The sequence below is a fragment of the bacterium SCSIO 12741 genome (assembly GCA_024398055.1).
GTDB lineage: Bacteria > Bacteroidota > Bacteroidia > Flavobacteriales_G > Salibacteraceae > SCSIO-12741.
Map to the genome: position 1 here is coordinate 3191629 of CP073749.1, position 19363 is coordinate 3210991.

A 19363-nucleotide genomic window follows, 5' to 3' on the forward strand; every position below is an offset into this window, starting at 1 on the left:
CCGCTAAATTGTGCTTTAGCTTCCCACCGCAATTTCCTATCTTAACCCCTAAAAAACTATGAGCGTTTCGTTTAAACCAGAGGGATATCCTACCATATCTCCATTCCTTTCTCTTGAAGATATTGAAGGATTTATTGAATTTGTACAGTTTGTATTTGGTGGGGAGGTTACCGAAAAGATCCTCGATGGAGAGGGTAATATCCTTCATGCCGAGCTAACCATGGGTAATTCCACTTTAATGATGGGGCCTGCTCGGGGCAACCCTACTAAAGACATTATGTTGTATACCTACACCGAAGACACCGATGCGGCCTACCAAAAGATATTGGATCGCGGAGGAGTTTCCATCATGCCTCCAGGAGATCAGTTTTACGGAGATAGAAATGCCGGAGTAAAAGGGCCCTTTGGTATCAATTGGTGGATAGCTACTCGGGTAGAAATTGTAGATTCTGAAGAGATGCAAAGGCGATCGTTGGAAATGAAGGGATAATCACCGTTCCTTACTAGACCAAAACAAAAAAGGCCCTCTACTGAGTAGAGAGCCTTTCTTTTTATATAAAGTACTGTAAAGTTCTTATACAGGAGTTCTTCCAGTCCAAAGGTGTGACTCATTGGCCCAGGTAAACTGATCTCTTGAATATTCGCTGTTGTTCAACTTAGCTTGAACTTTTTCGAACGTTTCAATACTGTAATTAACATCTTCTAAGGTGTGAGCCGCAGTTGGGATCAAGCGAAGCATGATCACATCTTTAGGTACAACAGGGTATACAACCAAAGAGGTAAAGATGTGGAAATTCTCACGTAGGTCGAAAATCAAATTCGTAGCCTCTGGAATACCACCTTTGATCATCACAGGAGTAACACAAGAGTTAGTGTTTCCAATATCGAATCCATGTTTCTTAAGTCCGCTCTGAAGGGCGTGAACGATTTCCCAAAGCTTAGCCTTGTGCTCAGGTTGATCGCGGAGCATTTCCAAACGCTTCAAGTTACCCAATACTAATGGCATTGGCATAGACTTAGCGAAAATCTGAGAACGGGTATTGTAACGTAGGTACTCAACCACATCTTCAGTAGAACTAATAAATCCACCGATAGAAGCAAAAGCTTTAGCGAAGGTTCCGAAGTAGATATCGATACCGTCTTGAACACCTTGTTCTTCACCAGTACCTGCTCCAGTTGCACCTAAGGTACCAATACCGTGAGCATCATCTACGAATAGGCGGAAATCATACTGCTCCTTAAGAGCCACGATTTCTTTCAATTTTCCTTGGTCACCTGCCATACCGAATACACCTTCGGTAATTACCAGGATACCACCTCCTGAGTTGTTGGTCAACTTTGTAGCTCTTTCCAGCTGCGTTTCCAACTTATCAATATCGTTGTGAGGGAATACAAAACGTTTACCCTGGTGCATTCTCACACCGTCAATAATACAGGCGTGTGATTCAGAATCGTAAACGATCACATCGTTACGATCCACCAAAGCATCAATAGTGGAAGCCATACCCATGTAACCGTAGTTAACCAGCATGGTATCTTCCTTCATAACAAATTTGGATAGCTCTTCCTCAAGTTGTTCGTGGTAAACAGAGTTACCCGACATCATCCGGGCACCCATTGGATTAGAAAGTCCAAAATCGCGGGAAGCTTGCTCATCAACGGCACGAACTTCAGGCTGATTAGCCAACCCGAGGTAGTTGTTCACACTCCATACGAGCATTTCCTTTCCTCGGAAAGTCATACGGTTAGAGATGGGACCTTCAAGTTTTGGGAAGGTAAAATACCCGTGTGCAATTTGCGAAAATTGTCCAAGCGGTCCTCTTTTCTCTTTTATCTTTTCAAAAATATCCACGTTGCTTGAAATTAAATTAGCGAGGCAAAATTATAATAATTACCGGAGTGGGTAGTTAATGGAAAATCGGATTTCATCGGTTTTTAAAGTTTATATTTGCACCCCGAATGAAAAAAGCTGGAATATTTATTCTTATCATTTGTGTATCAGTGATTTACTCTTGTAAGCATCAGAAATTGCTTAAGAGTACCGATCTGACCCACAAATACGAAATGGCCAACAAATACTACGAAAAGGGTCAATATTACAAGGCTATACCCCTGTTGGAGGAGCTAATTCCAATCTATCGAGGGACTCAAAAGGCGGAAAGACTCTATTATATATATGCATATTGTGACTACAACATGCGTGATTATATTTTGGCCGCGCACCGCTTCAATACTTTTGTAAGGACCTTTCCCTACAGCAAATACACCGAGGAGTGTCAATACATGGCGGCATATTGCCATTTTCAGCTTTCGCCCAAATTTTCTTTGGATCAATCGGATACCTACACAGCTATAGAGCAGTTGGAGCTGTTTATTAAGCAGTATCCCAAAAGCGAGCGGGTAGAAACCTGCCATCAGCACCTGGATGAATTGCGCTATAAATTGGAGGAGAAAGCCTATCAAATTGCCCGTCAGTACTACCGCACAGGTAGATATAAGGCGGCCTTGGTGGCCTTGGAGAATGTTTTGATCGATTACCCCGATACGCGCTACCGGGAAGAAGTCTATTTATTGATCGTTAAGTCCAACTATATGTGGGCCGATAACAGCGTGGAAACAAAAAAACACGAACGATTTATCAATACTAAAAAGGCTTATACTAAATTTGCAAGTTCGTTTCCAGATAGTGAATACCTCGTTGAGGCTCAGGAAATCTTGGAAAAGACAAATAAAAATCTCGAACAGATAAATAATTAAAGATGGATTACAAAAAGACAAAAGCTTCCAGTTCTACTATTACCAGAGACGTTTTGGACCTTACAGATGGAGTAGGTAACGTGTATGAGGGAGCTGTAATTTTATCTAAGAGAGCAAATCAAATTAACCAGGAGATCAAAGAAGAGTTGACTCAGAAGCTGGAAGAATTTGCTACTGCCCACGACAATCTGGAAGAAATTTTTGAAAACCGCGAACAAATTGAGATTTCTCGTTTCTACGAGAAATTGCCAAAGCCGGTGGCTATCGCTATCCAGGAAATGATGGAAGATCGTATTTACTTCCGCAAACCTGGAGACAACAAAGGCGATTTGGTTTAATTCTTTTTCCCTCTACATGCTTAAGGGTAGGAAAATACTGCTTTGCGTAACAGGCAGTATTGCGGCCTATAAATCGGCAGCGCTTACTCGATTATTGGTTAAAGCCGGCGCAGAAGTGCGTGTGGTGATGACTCATTCTGCCTCAGAGTTTATTACGGCTCCTACTTTGGCAACCCTTTCTAAGAATCCTGTACTCAGCGATTTTTATACCGACAAAGATTCAGGAACCTGGACCAATCACGTAGACCTTGGCCTCTGGGCTGATTTAATGCTGGTTGCTCCGGCCTCGGCCAATACTTTGGCAAAAATGGCTTCAGGTATTAGTGACAATCTTCTTCTGACTACCTATTTAAGTGCCCGCTGTCCCGTATGGGTTTGTCCGGCGATGGATTTGGATATGTATGCCCATTCATCCACGCAAAGAAATTTAGAGACCCTCAGAAATAGTGGGGTGCGGGTCATTGATGCCCAGGATGGTGAATTGGCCTCAGGTTTGGAAGGGAAGGGGAGAATGGAAGAACCCGAAAATATTGTTCAGGCCATCGTCGATTGGTGGGGAGTGGATTCCTTTCTTCAAGACAAAACGGTTTTGATAACCGCCGGCCCAACCTACGAACCGATTGATCCAGTTCGATTTATTGGTAACCGTTCTTCTGGAAAGATGGGGTATGCCTTGGCTGAGGCCGCCGCCAATTTAGGCGCAAGGGTAGTGCTGGTAAGTGGCCCCGTCCAAGTTAAGGCCGAGCATCCTTCTATTGAAGTGGTTCCAGTGGAGACCGCAGCTGAAATGTATCAAGAGGCCGTTTCCCGGTTTAACTCTTCAGATGTAGCTATTCTCGCTGCTGCCGTAGCCGATTACACGCCGGAACAAGTAGCCGATCAAAAAATTAAGAAAGAGTCAGGAGCGCCTGAATTGAAGTTGACCAAAACCCGGGATATTTTGGCCGAATTGGGCGGTAAAAAGACCGAAAGTCAAACCTTAATTGGGTTTGCGCTTGAAACCAATGATGAAGAAAGTAATGCCTGGAAAAAACTGAAAAATAAAAACCTGGATTTTATCGTTCTTAACTCTTTGCGCGATCCAGGTGCTGGATTTTCTGTGGATACAAATAAAATTACCATATTGGACAAAAATCAGAACAAGACTTCGTTTGACCTCAAATCAAAAACTGAAGTGGCGTCTGATATTATCAACTACCTGAAATCATATTGGTCATGAGGTTGATCCTAACAGCTATAGGTTTATTCGTTGTTTTTTTTAGTGCACAAGCACAGGAAATGCAATGCCAGGTTTCTATCAACTACCAGCGTTTGGAGAACACGGATAAAACCATTTTTGAAGACATGGAGGTGTTTATTACCGAGTTTATCAATAACCGGAAATGGACTAATCATGTATACAAGGAGGCTGAAAAGATCGAGTGGAGTGTTTTGATTGAGTTGACCAACGTGAGTGACGTTGTGAATTACGAGGCCACCATCCAAGTTCAGGTGAGGCGACCAGTTTACAACACTACCTATTATACTCCCATCTTCAGTTTTAAAGATGAAAACTTTTCTTTCGTGTATGATCAGAATAACCTAACCATGGATTTTTCTGAAAACACCTTTACCGATAACCTGACTTCAACTTTGGCCTATTACTGCTATATGGTCTTGGATTACGATTCTGATTCGTTTTCAAACAATGGTGGTACGGTTTACTTTACCAAGGCTCAACAAATTGTGGCTAACGCTCAAAGCTCGAGTTTTAAGGGATGGTCTTCAAGCGATAAAAGAAACCGGTATTGGTTGGTAGAAAATCACTTGAGCCCCCGATTCAAAAACCTACGTCGTTGTTATTACGAGTACCATCGCCTGGGCTTGGATCAAATGAGCAAAGATGTGGATGCCGGACGTGCAGCTCTTACCCGCAGCCTTATGCTCTTGGAAGATGTACACCGTAATGTACCTGTATCGTTTAACATGCGTGTTTTCTTCGACTCTAAGGTCAACGAAGTAATTAAGATCTACCAGGAAGCCAATCGAGATGAGCAGGACAAAGTAATGGAGTTGCTCAACAAGATTGATCCTGCCAATACGATCAGGTACGGTGAGATTCTGAACTGACGGAAGATCAACCAGACGTTTTGCGAAAATGACTACCTTTCTCCTTCTATCTGAACCATTCCAAGATGAATAGCACTATCCTCAAATCCAGGAAATTGAGTTTTTATGCTCCACTAATTCCCGTCGTTGCCTTGTTGCTTCTTTTTTACGGATGTGAAGAGAAGTACAGCCTCATGGATCGAGCGGTGGTTGAGAATCCGGATTATTACAAGTATTCCTCGGTAAACTGCAATACCGGCGATAGCATTGTAAATGAGTCGGAAATGGAGGGGTATTCTGACAAACAGAGCTACTTTCCGGGAGAAGAAGCAATCTTTTTTACCCATTGCCGGACTACTCGTTTTGATGTGGATTTTTACGCTTGTGCCAGCACCCTAAAGAAGGTTTATGAGATCAGAGGAATATCCGGACGTGTGCAGAACTACAGTTGCTATTCCTACTCTTATGGTTGTAAATGGAAAGAAAGCTTTCGATTTACCATTCCTGATCATTGGGCTTCTGGTATGTATTCTGCTCGCCTGATGAATGAAAATGGAAGAGACTTTTGGGTCACCTTCATTGTCAAAAAGCCACGTAATGCTTTGCCCAACAAAATAGCCGTGTTGGCCTCTACCAATACCTGGCAAGCGTACAACTATTGGGGAGGAGCTTCTTTTTACAATACGGTGGTTGAAGACGATTATCCCACTTCAGAAAATGTGAGCTTTTATCGGCCTAATCTTATGGCATCTCCTACGGCTCAGGCCACCAAGAACCACTTGGCCAGTGCTGAACGTTTTATGCACGGGTGGTTGGAGGATAACAACTACGCCTATGATGCTTATTGCGATCGCGATTTGCACGATTCTCCCACTCTCTTGTCTGGGTACCGGGTGTTGATTCTACATGTGCATCCTGAGTACTGGTCGCAAACCATGCGTGACAACCTCGTTCACTTTCTCAATCAAGGAGGAAATCTCATGTACCTGGGAGGTAACGGAGTTTATTGGAAAGTGGTTTATAACGTGGAGCTAAACGTCTTGGAAGTAAGAAGAAACCTGGATATTCATTATTATATTCCCACCCCTGGCGGACAGTGGTCTCAACTTTCTCAGCCCATGGACGCCTTGCTTGGAGTGGAGTATGATAGCCGAGGTTTTAACACCGGAGCACCCTACAAGGTTCATGATCCGGATCATTGGATCTTTAAGGGAACCGGCCTTAAGAAAGGTGACCTCTTTGGACAGAATTGCATGTCCTGCAATGGAGGAGCTTCCGGCCATGAAACCGATAAGGTAGGTCCTGATTCACCTCCGCTTGATACCCTGGCTATTGGAACGAATGCAAATGAAGGTGGAGCCTGGATGGTCTATTACCAAAATCCATCTGGAGGCCAGGTGTTTTCAGTAGGGTCTATTGACTATACCCATGCATTGCCTGTGGATTCTGCTGTGAGTAGAATTACACAAAATGTTTTGGAGCGCTTTATCCAGTAAGATTTATTTATCAACCCTACCAGAATCAACGGGCTTAATTCCTATGTTTGAGCCAGGCGATGTCTCGAATTCGTATTTCTTAATGCCTTAAGGTTCAATATGCTTTGTCAGCTCTCTATATCCAATTTTGCACTTATCGATCAACTCGATATATCCCTTCAGAGTGGGTTTACTACCATTACCGGTGAAACCGGTGCCGGAAAATCCATTTTGTTAGGAGCTTTGTCTTTGGTTTTAGGAAGTCGAGTGCAATCATCTCCTTTGCGGGACGCCGAGCGGAAATGCGTGATTGAGGCTCGGTTTGACGTGAGTCGGCCGGCCATTTTTGAATTTTTGCAACGCGAAGATTTTGACAATGACAACCCACTCATTGTCCGTCGGGAAATCGCTCCATCGGGTAAGTCCAGAGCTTTTATCAATGATACACCTGCCAACCTCAATCAGCTAAAAGATTTAGGAGCACTGCTTATAGATATACACTCTCAGCATGAGAACCTATCCTTAACCGATGCATCCTTTCGCTTGTTCGTTTTGGATGCCTATGCTGGTCTCCTGGAGCAAAGGGAGGCTTGTAAGGTTCGTTTTTATGCCGTAAGAAAACTCAAGCAAAAGTTGGCTGAGTTGGAAGAGAAACAAGCCCGTCAGTTGTTGGATCAGGATTACTACCGATTTCTGCTTAAGGAGTTGGATGAGCTGCAACCGAAGGAAGGAGAGCTTTCTCAAATGGAATCTGAATTGGCCCGCTTACAGCATGCCGAAGACATCAAGACTAATCTGCATGGAGTAGTGGAGGCCTTTGATGAATCTGGTGGGCAATTGATTGGGACAGTGGAGCAGGTAAAGCACCTTTTGGCTGGGCTAAAAGATATTTCCTCCGACTTTATGGATTTGTACAATCGGTTGGAAAGCGTTTCCATTGAGTTGGAAGATTTGAGAGCCGAAGTAGAGGCTCAGCAAGAATCAGTGGAACACGACCCACAGCGCATTGCAGAGTTATCTGACCGGGTGGACGCTTTAAATTCCCTCTTGTTTAAACATCAGTTGACTGAGGAGGAACAATTGATTGAAAAATGGCAGGAGCTGAAGCAACGCACTGATTCCACCGATCAAATGGATGAAGAAATCCAACAATTGAGAGGAGAGTGGGAAAAGGCTCAGGAGGTTTATCAAAAAGAAGCCCAAAAGCTGTCCAAAAAAAGGCAATCCGTTGGCAAGAAGCTGGCTGAGGAAATAGAAGGCTGGTTGCGCGACTTGGGTATGCCTAAGGCTCGAATTCAAATGGATGTGCAGGACGCTGCTGATTGGGGCGAGTTCGGTAAAGACAAAATTGATGTGTTGTTCAGCGCCAATTCTGGTTCCGATTTACAGCCCGTTCATAAAGTGGCTTCCGGTGGTGAATTGTCGAGGGTTATGTTGGCTATTAAGTTCATTCTGAGTAAGAAAACCTCGATGCCTTCCATCATATTTGATGAAATTGATACAGGAGTTAGTGGAGAAATAGCCAACAAAATGGGAGACATGATGAAAGGCATGTCACTCGATCGTCAAGTAATCAGTATTACTCATTTACCCCAAATTGCTGCTAAGGGAGTTCAACACCTTCGGGTGTACAAAGAACACATCGGGGAGGAAACACATACCCGGATTAAGCCCTTGGCTACCGAAGAGCGAATTTTGGAACTGGCCAAAATGCTGAGTGGGGAAGAGGTAAGTTCAATAGCAAAAGAAAATGCCCGGATACTTTTGAATAACTAAGGGTTGACTAACTTTGGCATTCGAAAAAAACACTTAATACATGGGATATAATCTGTTACAGGGTAAAAAAGGAATCATCTTTGGAGCCCTGGATGAAAACTCAATTGCCTGGAAAGTGGCCGTAAAGGCTAAGGAAGAAGGTGCAAGCTTTACCTTGACCAATGCACCCATCGCCCTACGTATGGGAAAAATCAAGGAGCTATCTGCGCAGTGTGATGCCCCGGTTATTCCGGCTGATGCAACTTCAGTTGAAGATTTGGAAAAACTCTTTACGGAGTCCATGGATCATTTGGGTGGAAAGGTTGACTTTGTACTTCACAGTATTGGAATGTCACCTAACGTTCGTAAAGAGCGTGCTTATACCGATTTGAACTACGACTTTTTTCAAAAGACTTTGGATGTATCTGCTTTGTCTTTTCACAAGGTGATGCAAACAGCTATGAAGCTGGATGCGATCAACGATTGGGGAAGTGTATTGGCTTTGACCTACATCGCAGCTCAAAGAACTTTTCCAGACTACAGTGATATGGCAGAAGCTAAAGCCTTGTTAGAATCTATCGCAAGAAGTTTTGGATATCACTACGGAAACAGCAAAAACGTTCGTGTTAATACGATTTCTCAATCTCCTACACCTACTACAGCAGGAACAGGGGTAAAAGGATTTAATGACTTTATTGATTTTGCAGACAAGATGTCTCCACTTGGAAATGCTACGGCAGACGATTGTGCTAACTACTGTTTGACAATGTTCTCCGACTTTACCAAAATGGTGACCATGCAAAATCTGTTTCACGACGGTGGATTTTCGAATATGGGTGTTGCCCCAGAAATTTTCGAAGGATAATCCCGAAAGAAACTCATTAAAAAATGCCTTGCTGTCGGCTCAAATCGAGCTGCAGCGGGCATTTTTTGTTTAAGGGCAGTTCATGGGTAAAGAAACCTACAGGGTAATTCAGTACTTGCGGTATCGGTCACGGGCCGGAAATGCGCATGGTCTGCATTCGCCTTTTGTCTATCGTTTCTACCAGGATGTATGGACAGATAAAACTCCCTTTTACATTTTTCCCATAATCGAACGGGAAAGGAACCGATTGTTGGGTAGCGAAACCCCAATTCCTCAAGTCGATCATGGGGCTGGGTCATCGGTATCCACGGCAGGCAGTCGTACCGTTGGAGATGTGGTTCGTATATCCAGTTCCCCAGCCTGGAAAGGGCAGTTCCTTTTTAAACTGGCCAATTTTTGTGCGAGCCGCCACATGCTGGAGTTGGGCACCTGCCTCGGCCTGGCAACATCTTATCTCGCCTCGGTAAGCAAATCAGCTCGAGTGACTACCCTGGAAGGAAATCCACATCAGGTCAAAGTGGCTCAAAGGCTCTTCGACCGACTCAAACTCAAAAACATTAGCTTGATTGAAGGGCAGTTTAAGGATACCCTGGAGCCTTTATTGGGTAATCTGTCCTTGCCTTTGGATTTAGTCTTTCTGGACGGAAATCATCAGTATCAGCCGACCATGGATTACCTCAATACGATTTTGCCCTTCATGGGAGAGGAGGGAGTGCTGGTTTTCGACGATATTTATTGGTCTGCCGAAATGGGGCGGGCTTGGAAAGAAATCGTGGAGGATGAACGTTTTCCTGTAACCGTCGATCTTTACCACCTTGGAATTGTATTTTTAGGCATTAAGTGCCCCAAACAACATTTTGTTCTGAAGTAGGGGAGTATCGTTAAAACGGTAGGTTCTATGCACTCAGCACGGATTTACATTTACTTCTTTGTTTCGGTTACCACTTTCTGTTGCATCTTAATATTGAATCTATTGATTCATACTTCTCAAATAATTTGTCGGCCTAATGCGGACTATTTGAGCTGTTGGCCATCGTTCCATTTTGTTTTGGGTGTACTGACTGTGTTATTCTCTTTTTTGGGAATAATTGAGGCAAAGAGACATGAGGTTGAGAAGTTTGATTTCCTCGGGATAGCCCTAATTGGATTAGGTGTAATTTATACTGGATTGGCCTTTATAGTAGTCCTCTTGAAATTCGTGTTAGGAGGCCTGAATTGGTAGCTCTCCTTTAGCGGATCACATGAATCGTGCTGGTTATCGAATTTCGATCCCCATTTTGCTCCATGTAGTTGACCTGCAATAGGTACTTGCCATTCGACACTTCATTACCACTTTTGTCTTTTCCACTCCACATCGGACTGAATCCTTCCTCTTGATAAATGAGTTGTCCCCAGCGATCAAATACTCGGATTTCGACATGAGAAACTCCTCGGGTTTGAATGGCAAATTCGTCGTTTAATCCGTCACCATTGGGTGAAAAGCTGTTTGGAAAGATAACATGGTCGTTGATTGCTCCCGGAGTTTGAACAACACGGTCTCTTGGTTCGGTAACCTGGAAGTGATCATAAATCATATCCGAACGGCAGCCCCATTGGTTAAAGGCAATTAGTCTAACCTTGTAGAAACCGGGCTCAGAAAGGAGAAGATCAGGGTCTTGTTCTTCTGAAAACAATTGACCGTTAAGGTACCAACTGTAGCGAGAGGCTTTTTCAGAACTGTTGTAAAAATTGATTTTTAAAGGGGCTTCACCTTTGTATTCATCGGTGGTGAAGTGAGCGTTGACATGGCGCACCTTAACGCTAATTTCTTCTGTTGCTACTCCACATTCATTGGAGTTGGTGAGGGTAATGTTTTTATCGGTGGAAACCACAATGCTTTTGGCCGTTTCTCCGGTTGACCAGCTCGGGTGGTCAGGACTAAAAGAAGTTAATACCACCTTTTGTCCCAGGCAAAGATCAGTACTTCTGTCAGGCATAATACGGGCAACAGGCTTGGTCTTGGAGGATACGAAAAGCTCACCTTTTACTGCAATACATCCTTCATTGGCTACAACAGAATAGATGCCCGGAGTTTTAACCCAAATGCCGTACGAACGTTCACCGGTACTCCAAATTGGACGGGTGTATTTGGTGTCAATTTTTAGGAAGCTGCTATCACCGGAACAGATGTAGGTGTTTCCACGAATCTCCGTTTTCTTTTCATTAATCCGAATGGTGAAATAAGCACTGTCACGGCTCATATTGATCTTGTGAATGCGGACTACTTTTACCGTTGTCGTTTGATTTACGGTAACTTGAACCACACTGCGATCTGGGAAGTTGAATAAGTTCCCTGGTGACCAAATGAATTCAAAGTTTTGCCCGCCCGTAGCTTTCAATTCCACCGATTTACCTGCGCAAACAGCGTTTTCGGGGCCTAGGATAGTAAGCGGTTTAACGACGTCGGTTTCGGCCTGAAGTGTTGCCCAAAATGGCAGGCTCAATAGAGTCACTGTCAGGATTTTAATATAGCTCTCCACCTTCATTTCTAAATCCTTTAATTCACGTAAATATAGCAATTTAAAAGGGTTGACTGAGAGTTTGAACTTTGGGTTGGGGAATTCCCACAAAAAAGCTGTAAAACTAAATCCTTCAAAACGTGTAAAGTGTTACTTTTGGCAGCCTCAAAACAGACAAAAAGCAACAATGAATATTCACGAATACCAAGGCAAATCTGTACTCAAGGGATACGGAGTAGCCATTCAGGAAGGATATGTAGCCAGCACAGCTGATGAAGCTGTTGAGGCCGCTAAACGTTTGAACGCTGAAACAGGAACCGAATGGTGGGTGGTTAAAGCTCAAATTCATGCAGGTGGACGCGGTAAAGGTGGTGGTGTTAAACTGGCAAAGAGCCTGGATGACGTTCGCACCCTTGCAGATCAAATCATTGGAATGACTTTGGTTACCCCACAAACTGGTCCTGAAGGAAAGTTGGTAAACAAAGTGCTTATCGCTCAGGATGTATACTATCCGGGTGAATCAGAGCCAGAAGAATATTACATGTCTGTTCTGCTCAACCGGGAGACAGGAAGAAACATCATTATGTATTCTCCAGAAGGGGGAATGGATATTGAAGAAGTAGCCGAAAAGACTCCAGAGCGTATTTTTAAAGAAGAAATTGATCCAGCAGTTGGACTTCAGGGATTTCAAGCTCGCCGTATTGCCTTCAACTTGGGCTTGAGCGGTATGGGTTTTAAGCAAATGGTGAAGTTTGTAAACTCTCTTTACAATGCTTACCTCGGAAGTGACTCTGCTATGTTTGAGATTAACCCAGTTCTTAAAACTTCTGATTCTAAGATCATTGCGGTTGACTGTAAAGTGAACCTGGAAGACAACGCCTTGTACCGTCAGCCAGACTTGGCAGCTATGAGAGATGTAACCGAAGAAGATCCTACTGAAGTTGAAGCAAGTGAAGCTGGATTGAGCTTTGTAAAGCTTGACGGAAACGTAGGTTGTATGGTAAACGGTGCTGGTTTGGCCATGGCTACTATGGACATCATTAAGTTGAGTGGTGGTAATCCTGCTAACTTCCTTGACGTAGGTGGTACTGCCGATGCTGAAAGAGTAGAGAAGGCCTTCCGTATGATTCTAAAAGACCCTAATGTAAAAGCCATTCTGGTTAACATCTTTGGTGGAATCGTTCGTTGCGACCGTGTAGCTCAAGGTGTAGTTGATGCTTGTAATAACATGGGCGATATCAATGTACCGATCATCGTTCGTTTGCAAGGAACCAATGCAGAAGAAGCAAAAGAGATTATCGACAATTCAGGACTTAAAGTTCACTCCGCTATCTTGTTGCAAGAAGCAGCTGATAAGGTGAAGGAATTGTTGGTCTAATTGGACCTTTCCATTAGGAACAAATATTATAGTGCCCTGTGACTCTTATCACAGGGCATTTTTTTTGGAAAAAAATGGAGTCCAAAAAGCGCTTTGTTTATTATTTAGAATTGGTCTAAATTACATTTTATGATCCTTACTTATTTTTAGGGATTTACTTGTAAGTTGCTGTTAATTAGGGTTTTGTGTTATTTGGTTAAAGCCGATAATCTCCGCCTCAATACACCTATTCCAAATAGACCCGGCAATACCATATAAAACAAACATTTTAATGATAAATTTGCGCCGTTTTTTCAGCTATTAAAAATCGTTAAATGGCAGCAAGCGTCAAGATTCGAAAGGGAGTTGACATAAAGCTTAAAGGTTCGGCAGATCAGTCGATCGAAGCTACGTCCTCAACGACCTTCGCAGTCAAGCCCACCGATTTTCACGGGCTTAACCCCAAACTCGAATTAAAAGTCGGAGCCGAAGTCAAAGTAGGTACCGCGCTCTTCCACGACAAGTACAATAACAACATGAAATTCGTTGCTCCAGTTAGCGGCGAGCTCGTTGATATTGTTCGTGGAGAAAAGCGTCGTATCCTCGAAGTACGCATTTTGGCCGACAAGGAAATGAAATACGAAAGCTTTGCCACCTCTGGCTGGGAGTCTTTCTCTTCAGATCAATTGAAGGAAGTACTGCTACAGAGTGGAAATTGGCCAAGCATTCGTCAGCGTCCCTACGATGTGGTAGCGGATCCCGCTGATACGCCTAAGGCGATTTTCGTTTCTGCTTTCGATTCAGCTCCTATGGCACCTGACTATGGATTTATCCTAAAAGATCGTCAGGCTGATCTTCAGGCAGGAGTAGAAGCGATGAGCAAGTTGACTTCGGGAAAAGTACACATCAGTACCCGTACAGGTGACAATGGAGTATTTGGTTCTTTGAAAGGAGCAGTGCTTCACCAGGTATCTGGTCCTCACCCAGCTGGAAACGTTGGTGTTCAAATTCACCACATCGACCCGATCAACAAAGGCGAGAAAGTATGGGTGATCAATCCTCAGGATTTGGCCGCCATCGGTAAGTTCTTAAAATCGGGACAATTCGACTCTCAAAGAGTAGTAGCTCTCACCGGTTCCAAAGTGAATGCTCCAAAGTATCTATCGGCAACGATCGGATCTCAAGTGGAGGCCTTGGTAAGCGGTAAGATTGATAATAATGATGCTCGTATTATTTCCGGAAACGTTTTGACCGGTGAGCGAGTTTCCATGGAAGGTTACCTCGGGTTTTACAACCACCAAATTTCAGTGATTCCAGAAGATGAGAATCCTGAGTTCTTTGGATGGATTGCCCCTGGATTTGACAAGTTCTCCCTCTCAAGAACATTCTTCTCTTGGTTGACCCCAGGAAAGACGTATGATTTGGGAACTTCTCTTCATGGTGAAGAAAGAGCATTTGTAATGTCAGGTCAATATGAAAAGGTATTCCCTTTTGACATTTACCCGGTTTACCTATTGAAAGCCATGCTGACCAAGGATATTGAAGGAATGGAAAACCTCGGAGTTTACGAAGTAGCTCCCGAAGATTTTGCGTTGTGCGAGTTTGCTTGTACATCGAAGATTGATCTTCAGGATATCGTAAGAAGCGGGTTGGATCTGGTTAAACAAGAATGCGGATAAAAGAAGGAGAATGAAACTTTTTAAAAACCTATTAGACAGTGTAAAACCTCACTTCGAAGAAGGAGGGAAGTTACATAAATACTGGCCGGTATACGACGGTTTTGAAACCTTCTTGTTCGTTCCGGGTCATGCTACCAAGAAAGGAGCACACATTCGCGACGGTATCGACTTGAAGCGTACCATGATTATGGTTGTGCTTGCATTGGTTCCTTGTTTGCTTTTTGGAATGTACAACGTAGGCTATCAGCACTACATGGCAACAGGACAAGAAGGGGAATTGATGGAAATGTTCCTATACGGAGCGCTTAAAGTTCTTCCTCTTGTAATTGTATCCTACACCGTTGGTCTGGGAGTTGAATTTGGATTCTGTATCGCTAAGGGCCACGGGATCAACGAAGGATTCCTGGTTTCAGGTATGCTTATTCCATTGATTATGCCTGTTGAGGTTCCTCTTTGGATGGTTGGTTTGGCTACAGCCTTTGCCGTAGTATTCGGTAAGGAGGTATTCGGTGGTACAGGGATGAACATCCTTAACCCGGCACTCACAGCTCGTGCCTTCCTATTCTTTGCTTATCCTACTCAAATGTCAGGTAATATGGTATGGGTTCCTACTGAAGGAATGCCAACTGTAGACGGATTCACCGGTGCTACTGCACTGGGTGTTGCGGCTGAATCAGGAGGTGCTGGAATCCCATCCTTGATGGAGAGCTTTATCGGTATTATTCCCGGATCGATTGGAGAAACCTCGGTTATTGCCATCCTTTTGGGAGCAGCCTTGTTGCTCTATACAGGAATTGCAAGTTGGAGAGTTATGTTGTCCATGTTGATCGGTGGTTATTTGATGGCCTTTACTTTCAACTTGCTGGCCTTGAACGAATACATGAAGATTGATGCGCTACACCAATTGATGATGGGTGGATTTATGTTCGGTTTGGTCTTTATGGCTACCGATCCTGTAAGTGCTGCTCAAACCAATGTTGGTAAATGGATTTACGGATTCTTCTGCGGGGTATTGGGTATCCTCATTCGCGTGGTTAACCCGGCTTATCCAGAAGGAATTATGATGGCGATTCTATTTATGAATGTGATGGCTCCAATGATTGATCACTACGTGGTTCAAGGAAACATCAACCGTCGATTAAAACGAGTTAAAGTAAAAGCATAAAGTCGGAACCATGGCAATAGATAAAAACAGTAACGGCTATACTTTTGGATTCGCCATCGTGATGGTTATCGTGGTGGGATCTCTGTTATCGCTGGCAGCGGTATCACTAAAACCTTTCCAGCAGGAAAACATCCAAAAGGAGAAAAAACAAAATATTCTTGCATCCATTAATGTGGTTACATCTCGAAGCGAAGCTGATGCTTTGTTTTCGGAGTATGTAAAGAAGCAGGTGGTGATCAATAACCAAGGCGAAGTAGTTTCGGAAGAAGATGGTTCAGCTTTTGGAATTGATGTAAAGAAAGAATACAAAGAGTGGAAAGCAGGTGCTCGTGAAGAGTCTAAACTAAATTTCCCCTTGTTCGTCTGTAACAAAGATGGAGAGGACTACTACGTAGTGCCAATGGTTGGTACAGGTCTTTGGGGACCCATTTGGGGGTTTGTTTCTCTAAAAGGAGATTTGAACACCATTTTCGGAGCCAATTTTGACCACAAGACTGAGACACCCGGTTTGGGAGCTGAGATCAAGGAATCTATTTTCGAAGAGCAGTTTTCAGGAGATCAGATCTACGCCAACGGTGAAGTTGCCTTTGTGATTATGAAAGGTGGTGGCGGTAGCGACAACCCAAATGGAGTTGACGGAATTACCGGAGGAACCATTACTTCCAAAGGAGTAGAAGAAATGCTTCAAAGAACCTTTGAAGTGTACAAACCTTATTTCGAAAAAATTAAATCTTAATCATGGCCGATACAGCAGTAGTTGAGAAAAAAGCAAAAGAGCCTCTGTTCTCCAAGAAGAACAGGCAATTGATGGTCGATCCATTGGATGACCAAAACCCGATTACGGTTCAGGTACTTGGAATCTGTTCGGCCCTGGCAATTACAACCCAAGCCATGAATGCGGTGGTGATGACCATTTCCGTAATGTTCGTACTGATGGCTGGTAACGTGATTGTATCGCTAATGAGAAACGGAATTCCAGATCGTATCCGGATTATCGTTCAGTTGGTGGTGGTAGCTTCTCTGGTAATTTTGGTTGACCAGGTGCTTAAAGCCTTTATGTATGATGTAAGTAAGCAGTTGTCGGTATTCGTTGGTTTGATTATTACCAACTGTATTATCATGGGACGATTGGAAGCCTTTGCCTTGGGTAACAAGCCTTGGCCATCTCTATTGGATGGTTTTGGAAACGCCGTAGGTTATGGTGCTATTTTGATCATTGTTGGTGTTTTCCGTGAGATCCTTGGATCAGGAAAGCTTTTCGGAATTGCCTTGTTGGGTGATGCCGCTGAAAAGACTGGTTTGTACGGCATGGGTTACATGAACAACAACCTGGTTATTCTGCCTCCAATGGCATTGATCTTTGTAGGAATTATTATCTGGATTCAACGTGCCAGAAACAAATCATTGATTGAAGCACACTAAAAAGAAGTAAAAAGTCATGCAAGAGCTTATTAACATATTTGTCAAGGGGATCTTCATTGAGAACATGATCTTCGCTTACTTTTTGGGGATGTGTTCCTATCTGGCCGTTTCCAAAACAGTAAAAACCGGTGTAGGTCTTGGAGCCGCTGTAATCTTCGTATTGGGGATTACCGTTCCAATTAACTACCTACTCGAAAACTACGTATTGAAAGAAGGAGCTTTGGCTTGGGCTGGTTTGCCTGAGATGGACCTGAGTTTCCTTAGCTTTATTATGTTCATCGCTGTAATTGCATCCATGGTGCAGTTGGTAGAGATGATCGTAGAAAAATTTGCTCCCGCTCTTTATGGGGCTTTGGGTATTTTCCTTCCACTTATTGCGGTAAACTGCTCCATCCTGGGTGGTGCCTTGTTTATGCAGGAAAGACAATACGCTACCATTGCTGAGGCCACTTCTTTTGGCTTGGGTTCTGGAGTGGGATGGTTCCTGGCTATTGTGGCCATTGCAGCCATTCGTGAGAAAATTCGTTACTCCAACGTTCCGGCTCCATTGCGCGGATTGGGTATCACTTTTATCATTACCGGACTCATGGGTATCGCCTTTATGAGTTTTATGGGAATTGAATTGTAAAATCAGAAAGAAACAGTAAGACATGGAAATTGGAATTACACTTTTAGCTGCGATTAGCGCCTTTCTGGTAGTTATTTTGCTGCTGGTATTTTTGCTGCTATTTGCAAAGGCAAAACTTTCCCCATCCGGTAAGGTGAAGTTGACCATCAACGGAGAAAAAGAAATTGAAGTAGATGCTGGTGGAACCGTATTGGGTACCCTGGGTAACGCTAAGATTTTCCTTCCTTCTGCCTGTGGTGGTGGTGGTACTTGTGTTCAATGTAAGTGCCAGGTGACCAAAGGTGGTGGAAGTATGCTTCCTACAGAGGAACCACACTTTTCTCGTAAAGAAGCTGCTGAAGGCTGGCGTTTAGGTTGTCAGGTTAAGGTAAAAGAAGACATGGATATCACCGTACCTGAGGAGGTATTCGGTATCAAGAAGTGGGAAGCTACTGTAGTATCTAACTACAACGTGGCCTCTTTTATTAAAGAATTTATCGTTGAGATTCCTGAGGATATGGATTACAAGGCGGGTGGTTACATCCAGATTGAAATCCCTCAAACAACGGTTAACTACAAAGACATTGATATCACAGCTCACCCAGAAGAGCATCCTGGCGATCCGGATAAGTTCAAAATGGAGTGGGACAAATTTAACCTATGGCCTTTGCGCATGGTTAATGATGATGATGTTGAGCGTGCTTACTCTATGGCCAGTTACCCTGCAGAGGGTCGTCGTATCATGTTGAATGTACGTATTGCGACTCCACCATGGGATCGTGAGAAGAACGGCTGGATGGATGTAAATCCTGGAATTGCCTCATCTTACATTTTCTCCAGAAAAATAGGAGACAAGGTAACCGTATCAGGACCTTATGGAGAGTTCTTCATTAAGGAAACTGATGCTGAGATGTTGTACATCGGTGGTGGTGCTGGTATGGCTCCAATGAGATCTCACTTGTACCATCTGTTTAGAACCATCAAAACTGGTCGTAAGGTGACTTACTGGTACGGTGGTCGTTCTAAGCGTGAGTTGTTCTACATCGAGCACTTCCGTGCATTAGAAAAAGATTTCCCGAACTTTAAATTCTACATGGTTCTTTCCGAGCCTTTAGAAGAAGATAACTGGAAGGAAATGGCCGATACCGACAGCCAGGGAGATGGCTTTGTGGGTTTCGTTCACCAGGCAGTGATTGACCAGTACTTGGCCAAGCACGATGCTCCAGAAGATATTGAGTTCTATTTCTGTGGTCCACCTATGATGAACCAGGCTGTACTGAAGATGTGCGACGACTGGGGAGTGCCACCAGAAAATGTATCCTTCGACGACTTCGGAGGTTAAAATTAAAAACGTCCC

At 43.6% G+C, this 19363-nt stretch carries 18 protein-coding genes; 16 read left to right on the forward strand and 2 right to left on the reverse strand.

All coding sequences use genetic code 11. The features are described 5' to 3' along the window. The first annotated feature begins 58 nt into the window (after positions 1–58). A complete protein-coding gene (locus tag KFE98_13580; GenBank protein ID UTW61045.1) occupies positions 59–490 on the forward strand; it encodes a VOC family protein in 432 nt (143 codons plus the stop codon). A gap of 84 nt (positions 491–574) precedes the next feature. Here the strand turns inward: KFE98_13580 and KFE98_13585 are convergent, their stop codons facing one another. Continuing rightward, on the reverse strand, positions 575–1852 hold the full coding sequence (locus tag KFE98_13585) for a pyridoxal phosphate-dependent aminotransferase family protein (protein UTW61046.1): 1278 nt from the start codon (positions 1850–1852) through the stop codon (positions 575–577). A gap of 107 nt (positions 1853–1959) precedes the next feature. Between KFE98_13585 and bamD the strand changes: the two genes are divergently transcribed. The 8 genes from bamD to KFE98_13625 all read left to right on the forward strand — a co-directional run bounded on the left by bamD (position 1960) and on the right by KFE98_13625 (position 10149). After that, the gene (bamD, locus tag KFE98_13590; GenBank protein ID UTW61047.1) at positions 1960–2757 is read left to right on the forward strand and encodes an outer membrane protein assembly factor BamD; all 798 of its coding nucleotides are present in this window, start codon (positions 1960–1962) and stop codon (positions 2755–2757) included. Positions 2758–2759: 2 nt separating this feature from the next. Further along, positions 2760–3095, forward strand: coding sequence for a DNA-directed RNA polymerase subunit omega (locus tag KFE98_13595; GenBank protein UTW61048.1), 336 nt, complete (start codon positions 2760–2762; stop codon positions 3093–3095). 16 nt (positions 3096–3111) lie between these two features. Further along, positions 3112–4314, forward strand: coding sequence for a bifunctional phosphopantothenoylcysteine decarboxylase/phosphopantothenate--cysteine ligase CoaBC (gene coaBC, locus KFE98_13600; protein UTW61049.1), 1203 nt, complete (start codon positions 3112–3114; stop codon positions 4312–4314). After that, the gene (locus tag KFE98_13605; protein UTW61050.1) at positions 4311–5204 is read left to right on the forward strand and encodes a DUF4835 family protein; all 894 of its coding nucleotides are present in this window, start codon (positions 4311–4313) and stop codon (positions 5202–5204) included. Before coaBC ends, KFE98_13605 begins: the two co-directional genes overlap by 4 nt. A gap of 65 nt (positions 5205–5269) precedes the next feature. Then, the gene (locus KFE98_13610; protein UTW61051.1) at positions 5270–6679 is read left to right on the forward strand and encodes a hypothetical protein; all 1410 of its coding nucleotides are present in this window, start codon (positions 5270–5272) and stop codon (positions 6677–6679) included. Positions 6680–6778: 99 nt separating this feature from the next. Further along, positions 6779–8434, forward strand: coding sequence for a DNA repair protein RecN (gene recN / locus KFE98_13615; protein UTW61052.1), 1656 nt, complete (start codon positions 6779–6781; stop codon positions 8432–8434). A 40-nt stretch (positions 8435–8474) separates the two neighbouring features. After that, a complete protein-coding gene (locus tag KFE98_13620) occupies positions 8475–9278 on the forward strand; it encodes an SDR family oxidoreductase (GenBank protein UTW61053.1) in 804 nt (267 codons plus the stop codon). 82 nt (positions 9279–9360) lie between these two features. Next, the gene (locus KFE98_13625; protein ID UTW61054.1) at positions 9361–10149 is read left to right on the forward strand and encodes a class I SAM-dependent methyltransferase; all 789 of its coding nucleotides are present in this window, start codon (positions 9361–9363) and stop codon (positions 10147–10149) included. Positions 10150–10507: 358 nt separating this feature from the next. Here the strand turns inward: KFE98_13625 and KFE98_13630 are convergent, their stop codons facing one another. After that, a complete protein-coding gene (locus KFE98_13630; protein UTW61055.1) occupies positions 10508–11770 on the reverse strand; it encodes a gliding motility-associated C-terminal domain-containing protein in 1263 nt (420 codons plus the stop codon). A gap of 193 nt (positions 11771–11963) precedes the next feature. Here KFE98_13630 and sucC point away from each other — a divergent pair, with 193 nt between their 5' ends. The 7 genes from sucC (at position 11964) to nqrF (ending at position 19348) form a co-directional block, all read left to right on the forward strand. Then, positions 11964–13154, forward strand: coding sequence for an ADP-forming succinate--CoA ligase subunit beta (sucC, locus tag KFE98_13635; protein ID UTW61056.1), 1191 nt, complete (start codon positions 11964–11966; stop codon positions 13152–13154). A gap of 314 nt (positions 13155–13468) precedes the next feature. Continuing rightward, positions 13469–14812, forward strand: coding sequence for a Na(+)-translocating NADH-quinone reductase subunit A (locus KFE98_13640; GenBank protein UTW61057.1), 1344 nt, complete (start codon positions 13469–13471; stop codon positions 14810–14812). A 10-nt stretch (positions 14813–14822) separates the two neighbouring features. Continuing rightward, complete coding sequence (locus tag KFE98_13645; protein ID UTW61058.1) at positions 14823–15977, forward strand: NADH:ubiquinone reductase (Na(+)-transporting) subunit B; 1155 nt, start codon at positions 14823–14825, stop codon at positions 15975–15977. 16 nt (positions 15978–15993) lie between these two features. After that, positions 15994–16713 (forward strand): NADH:ubiquinone reductase (Na(+)-transporting) subunit C, encoded by a 720-nt coding sequence (gene nqrC / locus KFE98_13650; GenBank protein UTW64710.1) that lies wholly within the window; start codon positions 15994–15996, stop codon positions 16711–16713. A 2-nt stretch (positions 16714–16715) separates the two neighbouring features. Beyond that, a complete protein-coding gene (locus KFE98_13655; GenBank protein ID UTW61059.1) occupies positions 16716–17399 on the forward strand; it encodes an NADH:ubiquinone reductase (Na(+)-transporting) subunit D in 684 nt (227 codons plus the stop codon). A 16-nt stretch (positions 17400–17415) separates the two neighbouring features. Next, positions 17416–18027, forward strand: coding sequence for an NADH:ubiquinone reductase (Na(+)-transporting) subunit E (gene nqrE / locus KFE98_13660; protein UTW61060.1), 612 nt, complete (start codon positions 17416–17418; stop codon positions 18025–18027). Positions 18028–18049: 22 nt separating this feature from the next. Continuing rightward, on the forward strand, positions 18050–19348 hold the full coding sequence (gene nqrF, locus KFE98_13665) for an NADH:ubiquinone reductase (Na(+)-transporting) subunit F (protein UTW61061.1): 1299 nt from the start codon (positions 18050–18052) through the stop codon (positions 19346–19348). The last annotated feature ends 15 nt before the right edge of the window (positions 19349–19363 follow it).

Coding starts and splice junctions, on each gene's coding strand:
- coaBC (UTW61049.1), top strand. CDS start 3,112: ATGCTTAAGGGTAGGAAAATACTGCTTTGCGTAACAGGCAGTATTGCG.
- KFE98_13580 (UTW61045.1), top strand. CDS start 59: ATGAGCGTTTCGTTTAAACCAGAGGGATATCCTACCATATCTCCATTC.
- KFE98_13625 (UTW61054.1), top strand. CDS start 9,361: ATGGGTAAAGAAACCTACAGGGTAATTCAGTACTTGCGGTATCGGTCA.
- recN (UTW61052.1), top strand. CDS start 6,779: ATGCTTTGTCAGCTCTCTATATCCAATTTTGCACTTATCGATCAACTC.
- KFE98_13605 (UTW61050.1), top strand. CDS start 4,311: ATGAGGTTGATCCTAACAGCTATAGGTTTATTCGTTGTTTTTTTTAGT.
- KFE98_13610 (UTW61051.1), top strand. CDS start 5,270: ATGAATAGCACTATCCTCAAATCCAGGAAATTGAGTTTTTATGCTCCA.
- KFE98_13595 (UTW61048.1), top strand. CDS start 2,760: ATGGATTACAAAAAGACAAAAGCTTCCAGTTCTACTATTACCAGAGAC.
- sucC (UTW61056.1), top strand. CDS start 11,964: ATGAATATTCACGAATACCAAGGCAAATCTGTACTCAAGGGATACGGA.
- KFE98_13640 (UTW61057.1), top strand. CDS start 13,469: ATGGCAGCAAGCGTCAAGATTCGAAAGGGAGTTGACATAAAGCTTAAA.
- KFE98_13655 (UTW61059.1), top strand. CDS start 16,716: ATGGCCGATACAGCAGTAGTTGAGAAAAAAGCAAAAGAGCCTCTGTTC.
- KFE98_13645 (UTW61058.1), top strand. CDS start 14,823: ATGAAACTTTTTAAAAACCTATTAGACAGTGTAAAACCTCACTTCGAA.
- bamD (UTW61047.1), top strand. CDS start 1,960: ATGAAAAAAGCTGGAATATTTATTCTTATCATTTGTGTATCAGTGATT.
- nqrE (UTW61060.1), top strand. CDS start 17,416: ATGCAAGAGCTTATTAACATATTTGTCAAGGGGATCTTCATTGAGAAC.
- KFE98_13620 (UTW61053.1), top strand. CDS start 8,475: ATGGGATATAATCTGTTACAGGGTAAAAAAGGAATCATCTTTGGAGCC.
- nqrF (UTW61061.1), top strand. CDS start 18,050: ATGGAAATTGGAATTACACTTTTAGCTGCGATTAGCGCCTTTCTGGTA.